This is a genomic window from Pseudomonas sp. MDV22-iso1 (genome assembly GCF_058145095.1).
The window spans coordinates 50,708-67,151 of the sequence record NZ_JBYVMF010000022.1; the positions used below are offsets into that span (position 1 = coordinate 50,708).

At 57.8% G+C, this 16,444-nt stretch carries 14 protein-coding genes and 4 tRNA genes; 4 read left to right on the forward strand and 14 right to left on the reverse strand.

Annotated features, from left to right (window positions below; all coding sequences use genetic code 11):
• Positions 1-15 precede the first annotated feature (15 nt).
• From AC3ZVB_RS22145 to rluD, 7 genes are all read right to left on the reverse strand, one after another.
• Positions 16-92, reverse strand: a tRNA-Pro gene (locus AC3ZVB_RS22145).
• Between the two features lie 95 nt (positions 93-187).
• A tRNA-Lys gene (locus tag AC3ZVB_RS22150) sits at positions 188-263 on the reverse strand.
• 5 nt (positions 264-268) lie between these two features.
• Positions 269-345: transfer RNA gene (locus AC3ZVB_RS22155), tRNA-Pro, on the reverse strand.
• Positions 346-354: 9 nt separating this feature from the next.
• Positions 355-430: transfer RNA gene (locus AC3ZVB_RS22160), tRNA-Asn, on the reverse strand.
• A gap of 300 nt (positions 431-730) precedes the next feature.
• Positions 731-3,295 carry an ATP-dependent chaperone ClpB gene (gene clpB / locus AC3ZVB_RS22165; RefSeq protein ID WP_162437800.1) on the reverse strand — a complete coding sequence of 855 codons (2,565 nt, stop codon included), beginning with the start codon at positions 3,293-3,295 and terminating at the stop codon, positions 731-733.
• A 130-nt stretch (positions 3,296-3,425) separates the two neighbouring features.
• The gene (gene pgeF, locus AC3ZVB_RS22170; RefSeq protein WP_490147749.1) at positions 3,426-4,151 is read right to left on the reverse strand and encodes a peptidoglycan editing factor PgeF; all 726 of its coding nucleotides are present in this window, start codon (positions 4,149-4,151) and stop codon (positions 3,426-3,428) included.
• Positions 4,148-5,110: a 23S rRNA pseudouridine(1911/1915/1917) synthase RluD gene (gene rluD, locus AC3ZVB_RS22175; protein ID WP_007942311.1), complete on the reverse strand. Its 963-nt coding sequence runs from the start codon at positions 5,108-5,110 to the stop codon at positions 4,148-4,150. Before rluD ends, pgeF begins: the two co-directional genes overlap by 4 nt.
• Positions 5,111-5,261: 151 nt before the next feature.
• On the opposite strand from rluD, the gene AC3ZVB_RS22180 reads away from it, so the two are divergent.
• From AC3ZVB_RS22180 to AC3ZVB_RS22195, 4 genes are all read left to right on the forward strand, one after another.
• Positions 5,262-6,284, forward strand: a complete 1,023-nt coding sequence (locus AC3ZVB_RS22180) for an outer membrane protein assembly factor BamD (protein WP_162437798.1) — start codon at positions 5,262-5,264, stop codon at positions 6,282-6,284.
• Between the two features lie 136 nt (positions 6,285-6,420).
• Complete coding sequence (locus AC3ZVB_RS22185; RefSeq protein WP_162437797.1) at positions 6,421-6,654, forward strand: PP0621 family protein; 234 nt, start codon at positions 6,421-6,423, stop codon at positions 6,652-6,654.
• The gene (locus tag AC3ZVB_RS22190) at positions 6,644-8,233 is read left to right on the forward strand and encodes a sensor histidine kinase (RefSeq protein WP_490147768.1); all 1,590 of its coding nucleotides are present in this window, start codon (positions 6,644-6,646) and stop codon (positions 8,231-8,233) included. Before AC3ZVB_RS22185 ends, AC3ZVB_RS22190 begins: the two co-directional genes overlap by 11 nt.
• A 2-nt stretch (positions 8,234-8,235) precedes the next feature.
• Positions 8,236-9,576 carry a sigma-54-dependent transcriptional regulator gene (locus tag AC3ZVB_RS22195; protein WP_162437795.1) on the forward strand — a complete coding sequence of 447 codons (1,341 nt, stop codon included), beginning with the start codon at positions 8,236-8,238 and terminating at the stop codon, positions 9,574-9,576.
• A 91-nt stretch (positions 9,577-9,667) separates the two neighbouring features.
• Here the strand turns inward: AC3ZVB_RS22195 and thiO are convergent, their stop codons facing one another.
• Genes thiO through AC3ZVB_RS22230 form a run of 7 tightly spaced genes read right to left on the reverse strand, consistent with a single transcriptional unit; the run spans position 9,668 to position 16,436 of the window.
• Entirely contained in the window at positions 9,668-10,768 is a 1,101-nt protein-coding gene (thiO, locus tag AC3ZVB_RS22200; RefSeq protein ID WP_490147750.1) for a glycine oxidase ThiO, read from the reverse strand.
• 55 nt (positions 10,769-10,823) lie between these two features.
• On the reverse strand, positions 10,824-11,231 hold the full coding sequence (locus AC3ZVB_RS22205) for a type IV pilin protein (RefSeq protein ID WP_490147751.1): 408 nt from the start codon (positions 11,229-11,231) through the stop codon (positions 10,824-10,826).
• A gap of 14 nt (positions 11,232-11,245) precedes the next feature.
• On the reverse strand, positions 11,246-14,326 hold the full coding sequence (locus AC3ZVB_RS22210) for a pilus assembly protein (protein ID WP_490147752.1): 3,081 nt from the start codon (positions 14,324-14,326) through the stop codon (positions 11,246-11,248).
• Entirely contained in the window at positions 14,313-14,795 is a 483-nt protein-coding gene (locus AC3ZVB_RS22215) for a pilus assembly PilX family protein (protein ID WP_194692796.1), read from the reverse strand. Before AC3ZVB_RS22215 ends, AC3ZVB_RS22210 begins: the two co-directional genes overlap by 14 nt.
• A gap of 11 nt (positions 14,796-14,806) precedes the next feature.
• The gene (locus tag AC3ZVB_RS22220; RefSeq protein ID WP_490147753.1) at positions 14,807-15,520 is read right to left on the reverse strand and encodes a PilW family protein; all 714 of its coding nucleotides are present in this window, start codon (positions 15,518-15,520) and stop codon (positions 14,807-14,809) included.
• A complete protein-coding gene (gene pilV / locus AC3ZVB_RS22225; protein ID WP_162437789.1) occupies positions 15,517-15,966 on the reverse strand; it encodes a type IV pilus modification protein PilV in 450 nt (149 codons plus the stop codon). Before pilV ends, AC3ZVB_RS22220 begins: the two co-directional genes overlap by 4 nt.
• On the reverse strand, positions 15,963-16,436 hold the full coding sequence (locus AC3ZVB_RS22230; protein ID WP_194692798.1) for a GspH/FimT family pseudopilin: 474 nt from the start codon (positions 16,434-16,436) through the stop codon (positions 15,963-15,965). The genes pilV and AC3ZVB_RS22230 overlap by 4 nt, the downstream gene beginning before the upstream one ends.
• Between the last annotated feature and the right edge of the window lie 8 nt (positions 16,437-16,444).

Sequence of the window (16,444 nt, forward strand, 5' to 3'; positions counted from 1 at the left end):
CGAGGATTTTTAATATGGTCGGGGTAAGGGGATTCGAACTCCTGACATCCTGCTCCCAAAGCAGGCGCGCTACCGGACTGCGCTATACCCCGGTAAAAAAAAGGCGACCTTATCAGTCGCCTTCTTCGATCAGTGCTTTTGGCCTCTGATCTTAAGATCTGATTCCAGCGTTAACTGGTTTCAAAAATGGTGGGTCGTGTGGGATTCGAACCTACGACCAATTGGTTAAAAGCCAACTGCTCTACCAACTGAGCTAACGACCCAAAAATGGTCGGGGTAAGGGGATTCGAACTCCTGACATCCTGCTCCCAAAGCAGGCGCGCTACCGGACTGCGCTATACCCCGGTTTGAAATTGGCTCCGTGACCAGGACTCGAACCTGGGACCCAATGATTAACAGTCATTTGCTCTACCGACTGAGCTATCACGGAACTACATATTTCAATTTACAACATTGAAGCTTTACAGCGTTCTCTTCGACCCGTTCGCATCGCTGCGTTCGTGTGTCTGAGGCGCGCTATTCTACAATCTTAAGCACCTCTGTCAACCCCCTAAATTGCTTTCAAGTTAATGATTTGCAACTTATTTCAGATTTCTGCTTGGGGAGCAGAAACCCTTCCGGGTGACTTACTGCGGGGCGCACTTTACAAGCCTTTTCCTTTGAGTTCAACAGCCTAACGAAAAAAAGGCCTCGCAATGCGAGGCCTCTTCTATTTTGCTGCCGCTTTGGATCAGACGAAGACGATTTCGTCGTTCTCCACGACACCCTGTGCGGTATCGCCAGGCATGAACCGACCCGAAAGGATCAGCTGTGCCAGCGGGTTCTCGATCCAGCGCTGGATCGCTCGTTTGAGCGGCCGTGCGCCGTATACCGGGTCGTAACCCACCGCGATCAGCTTGTCCATGGCCTCAGGACTGAGATCAAGCTTCAGTTCCCGTTCAGTCAGACGACTGCGCAGGCGACTCAACTGAATCTCAGTGATGCCGGCGATCTGATCGCGAGCCAGAGGCTCGAAGATCACCACTTCATCGACCCGGTTGATGAACTCCGGACGGAAGTGTGTGGAAATCGCGTCCATCACCGCAGCGCGCTGAGCTTCACGGTCACCGACCAATTCCTGAATCTGTACCGATCCCAGGTTAGAGGTCATGACAATCACGGTGTTCTTGAAGTCCACCGTGCGGCCATGACTGTCGGTCAAGCGGCCATCTTCCAGCACTTGCAGCAGGATGTTGAACACATCGGGATGGGCCTTCTCGACCTCGTCCAGCAAGATCACCGAGTAAGGCTTGCGACGCACTGCCTCAGTCAGGTAACCGCCTTCTTCATACCCTACGTACCCTGGTGGCGCACCAATCAGTCGAGCCACGGAATGTTTTTCCATGAACTCGGACATATCGATCCGCACCATCGCCTCTTCCGTGTCAAAGAGGAACTCGGCCAAAGCCTTACACAGCTCGGTTTTACCCACACCGGTCGGGCCGAGGAACATGAACGAGCCACTCGGACGATTCGGATCGGACAACCCGGCCCGCGAACGCCGCACCGCGTTGGAAACGGCAATCACCGCTTCGTCCTGGCCGATCACACGCTGGTGCAACAGGCTTTCCATCTTCATCAGCTTGTCGCGCTCGCCTTCGAGCATTTTCGATACGGGAATACCGGTCCACTTGGAGACGACTTCGGCGATCTCTTCTTCAGTGACCTTGCTACGCAGCAACTGGTTTTCGCTCTTGCCGTGCTGGTCGACCATCTGCAGGCTGCGCTCCAGATCCGGGATAACCCCATACTGCAGCTCTGCCATACGGTTAAGGTCGCCTTTGCGGCGGGCCGTTTCCAGCTCCTGTCGCGACTGCTCGATTTTCTGCTGGATCTGCGCAGAACCCTGGACTTCAGCTTTCTCCGCGTTCCAGATTTCTTCCAGGTCCGAGTATTCGCGCTCCAGGCGGGCGATTTCTTCCTGGAGTTTTTCCAGGCGTTTTATCGCCGGCTCGTCACTCTCTTTCTTCAGCGCCTGGGATTCCACCTTCAGCTGAATCAAGCGACGCTCCAGACGGTCCAGCACTTCCGGCTTGGAATCGATCTCCATGCGGATGCGGCTGGCAGCTTCATCGATCAGGTCGATGGCTTTGTCCGGCAGCTGACGGTCAGTGATATAGCGATGACTGAGCTTGGCCGCAGCAATGATCGCACCATCGGTGATCGCCACCTTGTGGTGAACCTCGTAACGCTCTTTCAAGCCACGCAGGATGGCAATGGTGTCTTCTTCGCTCGGTTCGTCTACCAGGACTTTCTGGAAGCGCCGTTCGAGGGCCGCGTCCTTCTCTATATATTGGCGGTACTCGTTGAGCGTGGTAGCACCCACGCAGTGCAACTCACCCCGAGCCAATGCCGGCTTGAGCATGTTGCCCGCGTCCATCGAGCCTTCGCCTTTACCGGCGCCAACCATGGTGTGCAGTTCGTCGATGAACAGGATGATCTGCCCTTCCTGCTTCGACAGTTCATTGAGCAGGGATTTCAGACGCTCCTCGAACTCACCGCGATATTTGGCGCCGGCAATCAGCGCCCCCATGTCCAAGGACAACAGGCGTTTGCCTTTCAAGCCATCCGGCACTTCGCCATTGATGATCCGTTGCGCCAGACCTTCAGCGATGGCTGTTTTACCAACGCCAGGCTCACCGATCAGTACCGGGTTATTTTTCGTACGACGCTGCAGCACCTGAATCGTGCGGCGAATTTCGTCGTCACGGCCGATAACCGGGTCAAGCTTGCCGTCTTCGGCACGCTTGGTCAGGTCGACGGTGTATTTATCCAGCGCCTGACGCGACTCTTCGTGGTTGGCGTCGTTGACGGCCTCACCACCGCGCAAGTTGTTAATGGCATTTTCCAGGGCTTTTTTGCTGACACCCTGGCCAAGCAACAATTTGCCGAGCTTGCTGTTCTCATCCATCGCCGCCAGCAATACCAACTCGCTGGAGATGAACTGGTCACCCTTCTGCTGTGCCAGACGATCGGCCTGGTTGAGCAGGCGCGCCAGATCCTGCGACATGTTGACGTCGCCGGTCGGGTTCTGGATTTTTGGCAGCTGGTCGAGCTCTTTCGTCAGCTCTTTGCGCAGGCTGTTGACGTCGAAGCCTACCTGCATCAGCAGAGGCTTGATCGAACCACCCTGCTGTTCGAGCATGGCTTGCATCAAGTGCGCCGGTTCAATGCCCGGATGGTCAAGGCCAACCGCCAGCGATTGGGCGTCGGATAGTGCTAACTGTAATTTGCTTGTTAAACGGTCGATACGCATAAGTCACCTTCCTTTTGAGCAGGCCGGACCTATAAAACATCCTGAATGAAGAAACCTGCCAGATACCGTTATAGATGCGGTCGATTCTGGGAGTTTCAAGCGTTGATCAGTTGATGCAGGTCAGGGAAGTCTAGCGTTCAAGCCAGATAAGGGAGGCAAACCGGCCGGTACGGGATGAACGGCGGTAAGAAAAGAAGCGTGGATCGGTGACCGTGCAGAAATCACCACCATAGACAGCGGTTACTCCGCGAGCCGCCAGACGCAGGCGTGCCAGCTCATAGATGTCGGCCATGTACTTGCCGACGTTTTGGCTGGCGACAAAGGCTTTCTCGGTTTCGGGTAACTGCTGGATGAAGGTTTCACGGACTTCGGGGCCGACTTCAAAGGCCTGTGGGCCAATGGCCGGTCCGAACCAGACCAGCACTTCTGCTGATGGCAACGCCAGGGTATCGAGAGTTGCTTCGAGCACACCCGCCGCCAACCCGCGCCAACCGGCATGAGCTGCCGCGACGCGAGTGCCGGCACGATCACAGAACAGCACAGGCAGGCAGTCCGCCGTCATCGCCGCGCAGGCGATACCCGGGGTTGCCGTCCAGCTCGCGTCGGCCGTGGCTACCACGCCCGGATCAGCATGAGCCACGGCAATGCCATGAACTTGCTGTAACCAGGCAGGTTGAATAGAGAAACAATCGGTTAGGCGTCGGCGATTTTCGGCAACAGCTTCAGGACTGTCATCGACATGATCACCGAGGTTGAGGCTGTCGAACGGCGCCAGACTGACGCCGCCCGAACGGGTGGTAACACAGGCTTTTACCCCGGCAGGCGCAGGCCAGTCGGGAATCAGCCAGTCACTCATCCGATGAACGCCTCACGGTCTTGCTTGAGCAGGGTCAGCAACCAGACGAAATCGTCCGGCAATGGCGATTCCCAGCTCATGCGCTTACCGGTCGTCGGGTGATCCAGTTCCAGGAATCGCGCGTGCAATGCCTGGCGCGGGAACGCCTTCAACGATTCGACCATGGTCACACTGGCTGCCGGCGGAATGCGGAAACGACCGCCGTAGGCAGGATCTCCGACCAACGGGTAGTTGATGTGCGCCATGTGCACACGAATCTGGTGCGTACGACCGGTTTCCAGCTTTACCCGCACGTGAGTATGGGAGCGGAAACGCTCAAGCACGCGGTAGTGGCTGACGGCTTGCTTGCCACCTTCCATCACGGCCATGCGCTGGCGCTGCTGGCCGTGACGACCGATCGGGGCGTTGATCTTGCCGCCAGCGGTCACCACACCAATCACGATGCACTCGTAGATCCGGCTTACGCTGCGGCTCTGCAACTGAGTGACAAGTTGTGTCTGCGCTTGAATGGTCTTGGCCACCACCATCAGACCGGTGGTGTCCTTGTCCAGGCGATGCACGATACCGGCGCGGGGCACATTGATAATGTCCGGTACATGGTGCAGCAAGGCGTTGAGCAAGGTGCCATCGGCATGACCGGCAGCCGGATGCACCACCAGGCCCGCAGGCTTGTTGATCACCAGGATGTCGTCATCTTCATAGACGATGTCCAGTTCGATGTCTTGAGCGATCCATTCGCCCTGAGCTTCCTGCTCGGCAGTCAACTCAAGAATGGCGCCACCGTGAACGATGTCTCGCGGGCGTATTACCGCCCCATCCACAGTCAGGCGGCCGTCTTTGATCCAGGCGGAAAGGCGCGAGCGCGAGTGCTCAGCGAATAATTGTGCGGCGACTTGATCGAGGCGTTGGCCGCCCAATTCGGACGGCACCTCTGCGCGAAGTTCAATTTTATCGGACATGCTCAGACTAGGCGTCGGCACAGCCTTTGGTTTCGGCTGCGCGCTTGTGGTTAAATACGGCGTCTTTTGCCCCGAGGCTTTTCAACGGGGCGCTCATCATAACAGGACGGCCTCGCCCAAGACAGCGGCCGTCATAGGGACGCAAGCCGCCATGCAAGTGAAACACCTGCTGCTGATCGCCATCCTCGCATTGACCGCTGCTTGCTCATCGAAGGAAGTCGTAGACGAAAACCTGAGCGAGGTCGAGCTGTACCAGCAGGCTCAGCACGATCTGGATAACGATAACTACACCGCGGCCACAGCCAAGCTGAAGGCCCTGGAATCGCGCTATCCGTTCGGTCGCTACGCCGATCAGGCTCAACTCGAGCTCATTTACGCCAACTACAAAAACACCGAGCCTGAGGCTGCGAAATCGGCTGCCGAGCGTTTCATTCGCCTGCACCCACAGCATCCGAACGTGGATTACGCTTATTACCTGAAGGGTCTGACGTCTTTCGACCAGGACGTCGGCCTGCTGTCGCGTTTCCTGCCGCTGGACATGACCAAGCGTGACCCGGGCGCTGCTCGCGACTCCTATAACGAGTTCGCCCAGCTGACCAGCCGCTTCCCGAACAGCCGTTACTCGCCTGACGCCAAGCAGCGCATGATTTACCTGCGCAACCTGTTGGCGGCCTATGAGATCCACGTCGCCGACTATTACCTGACTCGTCAGGCCTACGTTGCCGCTGCGAACCGTGGCCGTTATGTAGTGGAAAACTTCCAGGAAACCCCATCGGTTGGCGACGGTCTGGCGGTGATGGTCGAGGCCTACCAGCGTCTGCACCTGGACGAACTGGCCAGCACCAGTCTCGAAACCCTGAAGCTCAACTACCCGAACCATCCAAGCCTCGAAGACGGTCAGTTCAAGCCTTCGGTTGCCGAAGCCGACAACCGTTCGTGGTTGAGCAAGGCCACATTGGGCCTGATCGAATCCCGTCCGCCACTGCCGCCGGGTGAAACTCGCGCCAATCAGGACGTGCAGAAGCAATTCCAGGATGCCAAGGATGCGATCCCTAACGATCTCAAGCCGCGCGATGAAAACGGCGACGTAATCGAAGAAGAGGAACAAGAGTCCGAAGGCAATAATGACGACCGTTCCTGGTTCAGCTACATGACGTTTGGCGTGTTCGACTAACGCTTCAACGTTGCGCGAAAAGGGAGACTCCAGAGTCTCCCTTTTTATTGCCTGATGATTACGGCGAGTTAATCCGCTGTGCGCCTGCCCCGTCCTTGGCTAAACTGCCGAATCATCAATCAAATAGCAGCTGACCATGCTTCGTTTACTGTTCTGGATCGCCCTGATTGCCGCCGCCATATGGTTCTGGCGCAAGTTCAAGGGACAGGCTTCCGCGCCAAAGTCATCTGCCGAGCTGGAAGCGGCACCCATGGTGCGCTGCGCTCACTGCGGCGTGCACCTGCCCCGTGACCGAGCGCTGAACCTTCAGCAGCAGTGGTATTGCAGCCAGGCTCACCTTGAGCAAGGCCCGGGCACCAGTGATCGCTGAGACGTCCAGTCCCGGCAACAAACAAGCCCAGCGACTGCTGCGCCTCTATCATCTCTACCGTTTAAGCGTTGGCATCATTCTGGTGCTGCTGATCTCCAGCAACATGGACGGTCAGTTGCTTTCACGTGCCAATGGCGACCTGCTGAGCAACGGCAGCTGGCTGTACCTGGTGCTGAATATTCTGTTGGTGGTGTTTCTCGAGAACACCCGCCGTCCAGCCCAGCTGTTCACCCTGGCGCTGGTCGACGTCGTGTTGCTGTGCGGGCTGTTCTATGCCGCCGGCGGCGTCGCCAGCGCGATCGGTAATCTACTGATCGTCTCGGTCGCCATCAGCAACACCTTGTTGCGCCGACGCATCGGACTGTTGATCGCCGCCATCGGCGCGATTGGCATCGTAAGCTCGAGTTTCCTGCTGAGCTTCAGTCGCCCCGCCAGCCCTAACGATTATTTACAGGTCGGTACGGTCGGCGCCCTGTGCTTTGCAGTGGCATTGCTGGTGCAAGGCCTTATCCGACGTCTGGAAGTCAGTGAAAGCCTGGCCCATCAGCGGGCGAACGAAGTCGTCGGCCTTGAAGCCCTCAATGCGCTGATCCTGCAACGCATGCGAACCGGCATCCTTGTCCTTGACGACGTGCAGCGCATTCAACTGGCGAACATCAGCGCTCTGACCTTGCTAGGCCAGGAAACACTTGAAGGCCTTCTGATCGAAGACGTCTTCCCCCTCCTCGTCGAACGCCTGCAACTGTGGCAAAACAACCCGACGCTGCGCCCCCAAAGCCTGAAAGTCGTCAGTAACGGACTGGAGCTGCAACCGAGCTTCATTGCGCTGGATAACAGTCCAAGCCAGCAGACACTCATTTTTCTTGAAGACCTGGCCCAGATTGCCCAACAGGCTCAGCAGCTCAAACTCGTCGCCTTGGGTCGACTGACCGCCAGCATTTCCCACGAAATCCGTAATCCACTGGGCGCCATTAGTCATGCCGCCCAGCTATTACAGGAATCCGAGGAACTGAACAGCGCGGATCGGCGTCTGACCCAGATCATTCAAGACCATTCCCAGCGGATGAATCGGGTTATCGAAAACGTTCTACAACTGTCTCGGCGCCAGCAAACCTTACCGCAACGACTTGATTTGAAGCCGTGGCTGGAACAGTTCGTCAGTGACGTCCGCGAAAGCGCTACCGAGAAGCAGAAGATTCATCTGAACATCGGTCCGGGAGACTTCAAGACCCTGATGGACCCGAACCAACTGACCCAAATTCTCGACAATCTGTTACGCAACGCCTGGCGCCACAGCGCCCAGATCCATGATCAGGCACAGGTCTGGCTGGCATTGTTCGTAGACCCGCAAAGCCAGCTGCCAATGCTCGAAGTGCGGGACGACGGCTCTGGTGTGACTGCGCAATCCCAAGCCCATTTGTTCGAACCATTCTTTACCACCAGCAACCAAGGCACAGGTCTTGGGCTTTATCTGTCCCGTGAGTTGTGCGAAAGCAATCAAGCCCGCCTAGACTTCCAACCACGCCAAGGCGGCGGCTGCTTTCGCATCACCTTTGCTCACGGACGGAAACAAAGTTGAACATGAGCCCACTGCAAAAAATCCTGATCGTCGATGACGAACCCGACATACGCGAACTCCTCGAAATCACGCTCGGCCGAATGAAGCTCGATACGTTCAGCGCTCGCGACCTCGGCGAAGCCCAGGCGCTGTTGGCTCGGGAGAAGTTTGATCTGTGCCTGACCGACATGCGCCTGCCTGACGGTACCGGACTCGAACTGGTGCAGTTCATCCAGCAGCGCTACCCGCAAGTACCAGTGGCGATGATCACGGCCTACGGCAACCTGGAAACGGCGATCAACGCCCTCAAGGCTGGCGCGTTCGACTTTCTGACCAAACCGGTCGACCTGACCCGCTTGCGGGAGCTGGTGAGCAGCGCACTGCGCCTGCCTGTGCCCGGTGGCGCCAGCACGTCAATCGAACGTCGGCTGCTGGGTGATTCATTGCCCATGCGCAACCTGCGTAAACACATCGACAAACTGGCTCGCAGCCAGGCGCCGGTCTACATCAGCGGCGAATCAGGAAGTGGCAAGGAACTGGTCGCACGCCTGATCCATGAACAGGGCCCGCGTACCACTCAACCGTTTATCCCGGTGAACTGCGGCGCGATTCCATCGGAGTTGATGGAAAGCGAGTTTTTTGGGCACCGCAAAGGCAGCTTCAGCGGCGCCGTCGAGGACAAGCCAGGGCTGTTCCAGGCCGCTCATGGTGGCACCTTATTCCTCGATGAAGTCGCTGACTTGCCTTTGGCGATGCAAGTCAAACTGCTGCGCGCCATTCAGGAAAAAGCCGTGCGCAGTGTCGGCGGTCAACAGGAAACCGTCGTTGATGTCCGCATTCTCTGCGCGACGCATAAAGACCTCGACGCTGAAGTCGCCGCTGAACGCTTTCGTCAGGATTTGTACTATCGGCTCAACGTGATCGAACTGCGGGTTCCATCCTTGCGGGAACGTCGCGACGACATCGAACTGCTCGCCAGCCATGTACTCAAGCGTCTGGCAGCGGACAGCGGCGAACCCGTCACAAAACTTCACCCCCAGGCTCTGGATGCGCTGAAAAGCTATCGTTTCCCAGGCAACGTACGGGAGTTGGAAAACGTCCTTGAGCGCGCTCATACGTTGTGTGAGAACAAGCAGATTGAGGCGAGCGACCTGCGGCTGGTTGATGGCAACTGCAACGCAGAGGGAGATGTGCCAGACCTGACACAGATCGACAACCTAGAAGATTATCTGGAAAACGTTGAACGAAAACTGATTCTCCAGGCTCTGGAGGAAACCCGCTGGAACCGCACCGCAGCGGCTCAGCGGTTGAATCTTTCATTCAGGTCGATGCGTTATCGGCTCAAGAAACTGGGATTGGATTAACGCCAAAAAAGATCGCAGCCTTCGGCAGCGCCTACTGGAGAGTGCATTCCTCTGTAGGAGCTGCCGCAGGCTGCGATCTTTTGCTTTTCTGTCAAATCCGGCCTGTCGGCGCATAAGGCGCAGGATCAATAATCGGCTCACGCCCAAGCATCACATCCGCAAACAACTGGCACGACGCAGGCGCCAACACCAACCCGTTTCGATAATGCCCGCAATTGAGCCAGAGCCCTTCAAATCCAGGCACCGGGCCGATATAGGGAATCCCCTCCGGCGACCCCGGACGCAACCCGGCCCAATGCCCTACCACCTCGGCATCCGCCAACGCCGGAATCAATTCCACCGCCGAGGACTTCAGGCTCTCCAGAGCCACTTCGGTCGGCGTCTTGTCGTAGCCTTCGTGTTCGAGCGTACTGCCAATCAAGATGTGCCCGTCGCGCCGTGGAATTGCATAGCGCCCTTTGGCCAGCACCATGCTCGGCAGGAAATCCGCTGCGCACTTGTAAAGAATCATCTGCCCTTTCACCGGTTCAACCGGCAAATCCAGACCCAGGCTTTTCAGCAAGTCCCCACTCCACGCACCTGCGGTCAGCACAACCTGGTCGGCACGAATGGCACCCGTGGACGTTTGCACACCCACCACTTGATCACCTTCGCGGATAAACCCGTCGACCTCGCACTGCTCGTGAATCGTGACGTTCGGCAGTGCCAGTAACGCCGCCTTCAGGGACTTCACCAGCCGCGGATTACGTACGTTGGCGACATCAGCCATGTAGATCGCTCGCGAAAAACCGGCACCCAGCACCGGCACCGCGTCATGAGCCGCGGAGATATCCACGGCCCGCAACGGACGGTTTTCCCGCAGCGCCCAGGCCAGCGCTTGCGCTTCATCGTCCAGATCCAGCCAATACAGCCCGGTGACATGCACTTCGGGATCGACGCCGGTCGCGGCATGCAATCGCTTACCCAGCTGTGGATAGAAATCCTGTGACCAGTGCGCCAGCGCGGTGACGGCCGGGCTGTATCGCCATGGATAGAGCGGCGACACAATCCCGCCGCCCGCCCAGGAGGACTCCTGGCCAACATTCGAGCGATCCAGCAGCACCACGCTTTGCACTTCGGACGCGAGATTGAACGCTGTCAGCAAGCCAATCACACCGCCGCCGACAATCACTACTTGCTGTTGCCTGGTCATGTTCTGATCCAACCGTTAGATAGACAGAGGGCGCAAAGAGCGCCCAAAACGTAATTCAGCGACCCCAGCAGTCCTTGGTGGTCAGTCCGGCTGTCGCGTTCACCATGCTCCTGATGCCGGTATTAGTGATGGTGAAGTCCCCGCACTTGTCACCCGCCATGGCGGTGCCAGCCTTGCGCACAGCCGTTAGCAGGAAGGTCTGATCGGTCAGCGTCGGAATGATGGTGTAGAAGTCATTGCCGGCGCTCAGCCCTGTGGCACCGGTGTAGACACTGGTTTTCGAATTCGAGTAGAACCGCTCGAGTATCTGCGCCTGCTCCGAAAGCAACCCCGCCACTTCAGTTCGGCGCCCCTTTTTCACGTATTCGGTCAGGCTCGGGTAGCCAATGGTGATGACGATCCCGATGATCGCAATCACGATCATGATTTCGATCAGGGTAAAACCTCGGTTGGATCTGCGCATGCCTCAACTCTCACTTACTGTATTTGTCGCCACATGATGCGACGGCTGCCGCCGCCGGCCTTTTCCACCAGCGTCGTTGGGGTTCCGCTGGAGTCGTTCACGATCTTGCGGGCGCCGCCGTTGACGATGGCGTTGAGCACCGGCATTCCGCCCGTGAAGATCACGCCGCTGGAAATCGTGTCCGTGCCGTCAACCAACCCGTCACCGTTGGTGTCGAGTACCGCGTAGTTGAGCATCTTACCGCTGAACGCATCGAGTTCGACCAGTTTGCCCGTGCCAAAACTGGCGCAAGGGTCGGTGGTGTCGACACTGGCCGTGGTAAAGACGATCCGCCCCAACACCAAAGCGGCCTGATTGATCACCCGTTCACCGGTCAGGGCACTGTTATAGACCAACGGCAAATACCAGCCCTTCTCCGCCGGATAGGTCACGTCGTTCTGGCTGGTGGTGATGAACTGCCCCGAACTTCCCGAGAACACACCCGTGACAGATTGAGCCTGCAGGCTCGCGGTGGTGATCTGCCCGGAGCCGCCATCTGCGTCCCACACCGCATAAAACGCCTGCAGGTCCTTATTGGTTTTATCGGCGGTTTCGTTGAATTTTCCGGTGCCGAAAAATACCACTTTGCCGCCCTGGGAATTGTCCGCGAGCAACGGCTGTGCAGTGATCGGTTGGGTGGCGCCCCCGGCGGTGGTAAATAACGGTTTACCGGAGAACGCCACGCCCCATGCATCGGGACTTGTACTGCTCAAATCAAACTTCCACAGCCGTCCTTTCAGGTCGCCACCATAAGCCGCCTGCACCACGTTCTGGGAGTTGACCTTGAGCTTCACCGAGGACAGGCCGTTCGTGGTTTCGGTACTGTCGACCACGATCTTCCTGATCAGCGAGCCGTTGCGGATATCGACGACGTACAACGCCGCCACACCCGAATTGCTGCCATAACCGTTTGAGATAAACGCCGCCCAGCGACCATCATCAAGGCGTGCTACCTCGGGACGGGCGTAGGCGTAACCCAGATCGTTGAAAGCATTCGACGGGCTTGCCGTGGCCGGCGCGCTGATCTCCCACAAAGCCTTGGGCTGGTTGTTGGGCGAAGCATCAAATAACTGCAACGCGTAATACGTCCGGCCACCGGCACCTGTTCCGCCCAGCGCCAGGGTTTTCCAGTCACTGTCGAGTTGGGCGTCGAACACACCTACCTGACCGTCCACCAGGAATTTGTGGCTGACGCCATTGATGTAAGCGACATCGGCAATGTTACGCAGCGATGGCAACACACTGGAGGGCATGTAGGCATAACGTCGGGCGCCATTGTTTGCATTGATGACGCTGACAAAACCATCGTTGCCGTTCACCACCAGACTGGTAGTCATATTCTGGGCCTTCTTGGCCAGATAGGTGGTGTAGCTCGAATTACCCGATAAATCCGAGGCGGTTTTCTCCGAGGGCGAAGCGAGTACCAGTGGCGAATTGATGACGTCGCCGAGCAAAACGCTTCGTACCCTCAACCCTGCTTTGTTCGTCCCCTTGCTCCACTCCACCAGATCGCCGCCGCCTATGTTGGTGGGCAGTCCCTGGTTGAGGACTGTTTGCTGCGCGGGAGAGAAATTCGTGAACGCCAATGTCACGGGCGTATTGTTAAGGGAGTTCCAGGACTGGTAAGTGGGTGCCGTTGCGCCGGGGACAATGGCCTTGTCCGTGGTCCAGAGCACCGAAGAGGTATCCACCGCGCCTGCCGAAGTGAAGCCGAACGCTTTGATTGTGCCGCGCCAGTCTTTGGGGTCGTAGCTGGTCTGGTAGTACGAGGAACCCGACCCGACGATCGCGCTGCTGGTGGTGCCGCTGCCCCCTGAACCCGCCTTGGAGGTAATGTCGCTCAACGCCGATGACAGCGCGGTGGTCAGGCCAGTACTGTCGGTTGCCAGGTAATACTTGCCCTGACCGTACTTCGCGGCATCCTCCAGCATCTGATTGGCGGTGGTGAAGCCCACGGTGTAGGTGTTCATGTTCTGCTTGGGAAAGTCCGTCGCGTCCCAGCTTTTTTTCGCCAGATCGACACCGGTCGAGCGCATGTCGATGTCGAAGGCAAACTTGGCGATGTCATCCAGAAACAGCGAATCACCTTCGTCGTCGCCGCCCAGCGGGTTATCGCCATCGTTGTTGATGCCGTCCCAGTTCGGCAGTCGGGGGCCGCCTTGGGCAATGGCTTGAGGGTCATTTGTGGGAAAAGTGCGGTCGTAGGTTGGCAATCCATCGGTGATCACCACCCCATAGTTTTTCTGGCAGCGATACTGGATCGGGCTCGTGTACAGGCTGGGCGTGGTGTTGTAGTACGGAGCCAAACCGCGCATGTAACGGGTGACTTCGTAGTAGGTTTCTGCCAGTGGCGTGTTCGCCACGGCACCCAAGGCCGCGATTGAATCGGTCAGCGTCTTGAATTTTGCATCTGTCGTCAGATCGTCGATGGGGACGGCGATGTAACCACCATTGCCGCGGTTGTTGCTGTTGACCGCATTGAAGGTGGCAAGCCCGATGCGCAGCGTGCGATTCGCCCTGACCAAAGCGGTTGATACATTTCGCGCAACACTGATGCGCGAGTCGATGGGAATGGGGGAACTGGCGGTTGAAAAGTCGGTTTTCTGCCCATTCGCCAACCCGACCACGTAGGAAATGTAGTCCCCCGAATACCGTGTATCGCCGTTCCCCGCCGGGTCAGGCAACTTGATGCACAGGGGCGCCAGTGAGTTGTTATAAAAAGCGTTATAGCCGCTTGAACAGCCTGACGTGGCCAGGCTCGAGAGAAAGATCGAATCCCCCGTAATCGCGGACGAACTCAAGCATAAACCCAGGAATACGTTGCACTCGCGGGCCGGTGTCCAGTTCGCCGTCGGGTCGAAGGCAGCAGCGTAAATGATGTTGTTCATGCTGCCTGAGTCGTCGATCAGCAGCATCACATTCGGCGCCACGGCCGCCGCACTCAACAACGGTGAGTCGGAAGGCGTAAACGCATAGGCCGGTGCCGAGAGATACAAACCCAGCAGCGCGCCGCACAGTATTCGCCACCACCCGGCGCGCCTCTCAGTACTTCGCATAGATGCTCTCCACGACACTGCGAACGTTGTTGCCCACCACGGCCACTGCCGTGACCCGGTACAACGTCGCCGAGGTGTTGCTCGGCACATTCACGGCATTCAAGGTGGTGCCAAGGTTCTGTACGCCATAGAAGCCGCTGCCGGCCGCGACCCAGGTGACACCGGAGGTCGCATTGAACCCGGCGCCGTTAATGGTTGATGACTCCGCGGGTGGTGCGCATGGGACGGTTCCACTGCAAACCGCCAATGAATAAGTGTCCAGCTGCACGGCACTTTCGCCGATGCGCAATGCCGCTTCGGCATTCTGGAACGATTGATTGCGCAAGGACACGCTGGTCGCCATTTTTTCCTGCAGGGTGGCGTTCTGCATCGAGGAAATACCGATAAGTGTTAACAACAACAGGAATACCAGGCTAATCAGTAGCGCCATGCCGCGCTGGGAGTGAGGGGTGACTGCAGAAAAACTCATCGGCCCTCCTCTCATGGCAAGCGGTTGCGCAAGGCGGCAACCACGTTGAAGGTTTGATCGCGTACCCGCTTGTCGGGGTCCGTGAGCGTCAACGTCAGTCGCACGCTGCGGATTCGCGCGGGGTCTGAAGGATTACTGCTGTAACTGGAGGCAGCAGCCTCCGTGGCAGAACTGGCGAGGCCAAAGCTCACATTGAACGCGCTGACGTTATCCACGAGCACATACTGAGTCGGCGAACCAATTCCCGCCCCCATCGTCAGCTGTCCATTTTTCAGGCTATAGATCAATCGTCGAATCGGAAACGCCAGCTGCCCTGAGGCAGGTGCCCTGGTCTGGGGGTAGGCCGTCGCGGTACTTCGGCAGTCGGAAATCACAGTCCAGGTCGGCGTCCCCCCGCTCCCCCCAACATCAGCGGTCACGAGCGTGAGTTTAAGGTTGGCGTTGTCCCAACTGATGGGCGTGATTTGATGGGTGTTAAAGTCGCTGCCCGGAACAGCCTCGGTAATAGCCCCCAAACAACCGAACATGCCCACCATGCGAATCTCTTGAATCATCTTGCTCAGCACGAAGCGTGCATCTTCCTGCATGTTGGCCGCGCTGTTCTGGGTGACATAGGTATTTTTGGCAGCGATAAAAATCTGCGCGACGCCCAGCACCACGATCAGACTCAACGCCGTGGCGATCAATAGTTCGACCAGGCCGAAACCGCTGTCGCGCCGGGTCATGGTGTAGACACCGGGTCGACGGTCGCACGACTGGTCAATACAAAACTGCGACGGGCATTGGCGGTGTTGGCGGCTCGGGAGTCATCCCAGGTAATTGTGATGGTGTATACCCGCTGATTAAGGGCGACGCTGCCTGTGGCGGTGGCGCCAAGGGCGCTGGCGATGTTGGTGGTGAAATCGTAAAGATCCTGATCCCGGGCGACGCTCAGGTTGGCCGAGGTGGGTGGCGTGACCGTGTAATCGGCTGCCGAGTTGGCGCGAATTCGATCCATCATGTCGTAGGCAATAAAACTGGCCTGACTGGTCATCCGCGAGCTGTCGGTGTACTTCAACGCATTGAGTTGAATGGCCGCCGCCCCCAACAGGCCCACAGCCAGAATCAACATCGCAACCAGGACTTCAATCAGCGTCGTGCCTTCCTGTGCGCGTTTGCTCCATCCCCTCATCCGCAATTTCCGCTCAATATGATTCGTCCGTTCAAACACACATTCAGTGTCCTGCTTTGCGCGCCCAGCGCATAGCTGATCGCCACCGCAGTGGAAGGTGCCGACAACCCGCCCAGGTTGTTGAAATCGATGGCGGTCACTCCTGAGGGTAGCGTCAGAGTCGCGCCGCTGCTCATTGCGGGAACAACCCGCAATACATTGGCGGGCGTGCCAATACCGTCGTACACCGTCAATTCACCGGTCCAGACACTACCACCCGCCGTCGGACGAACCCGTGTGGTGATGCCCCGGTCGATCGCCTCCAGTCGCGCGAAATTCAAAGCGCGTCGCAGGTCACCGATCTCGGTATCAGCCTTGGTCCCTTGAACCGAACTGGTGAACGCCGGTACCGCCAGCGTGATCAGGATCAGAAAGATGGCGAGCGCGACCAACAACTCGATCAGCGTGAAACCTTTTGTACGATGATCCATCGATGCCC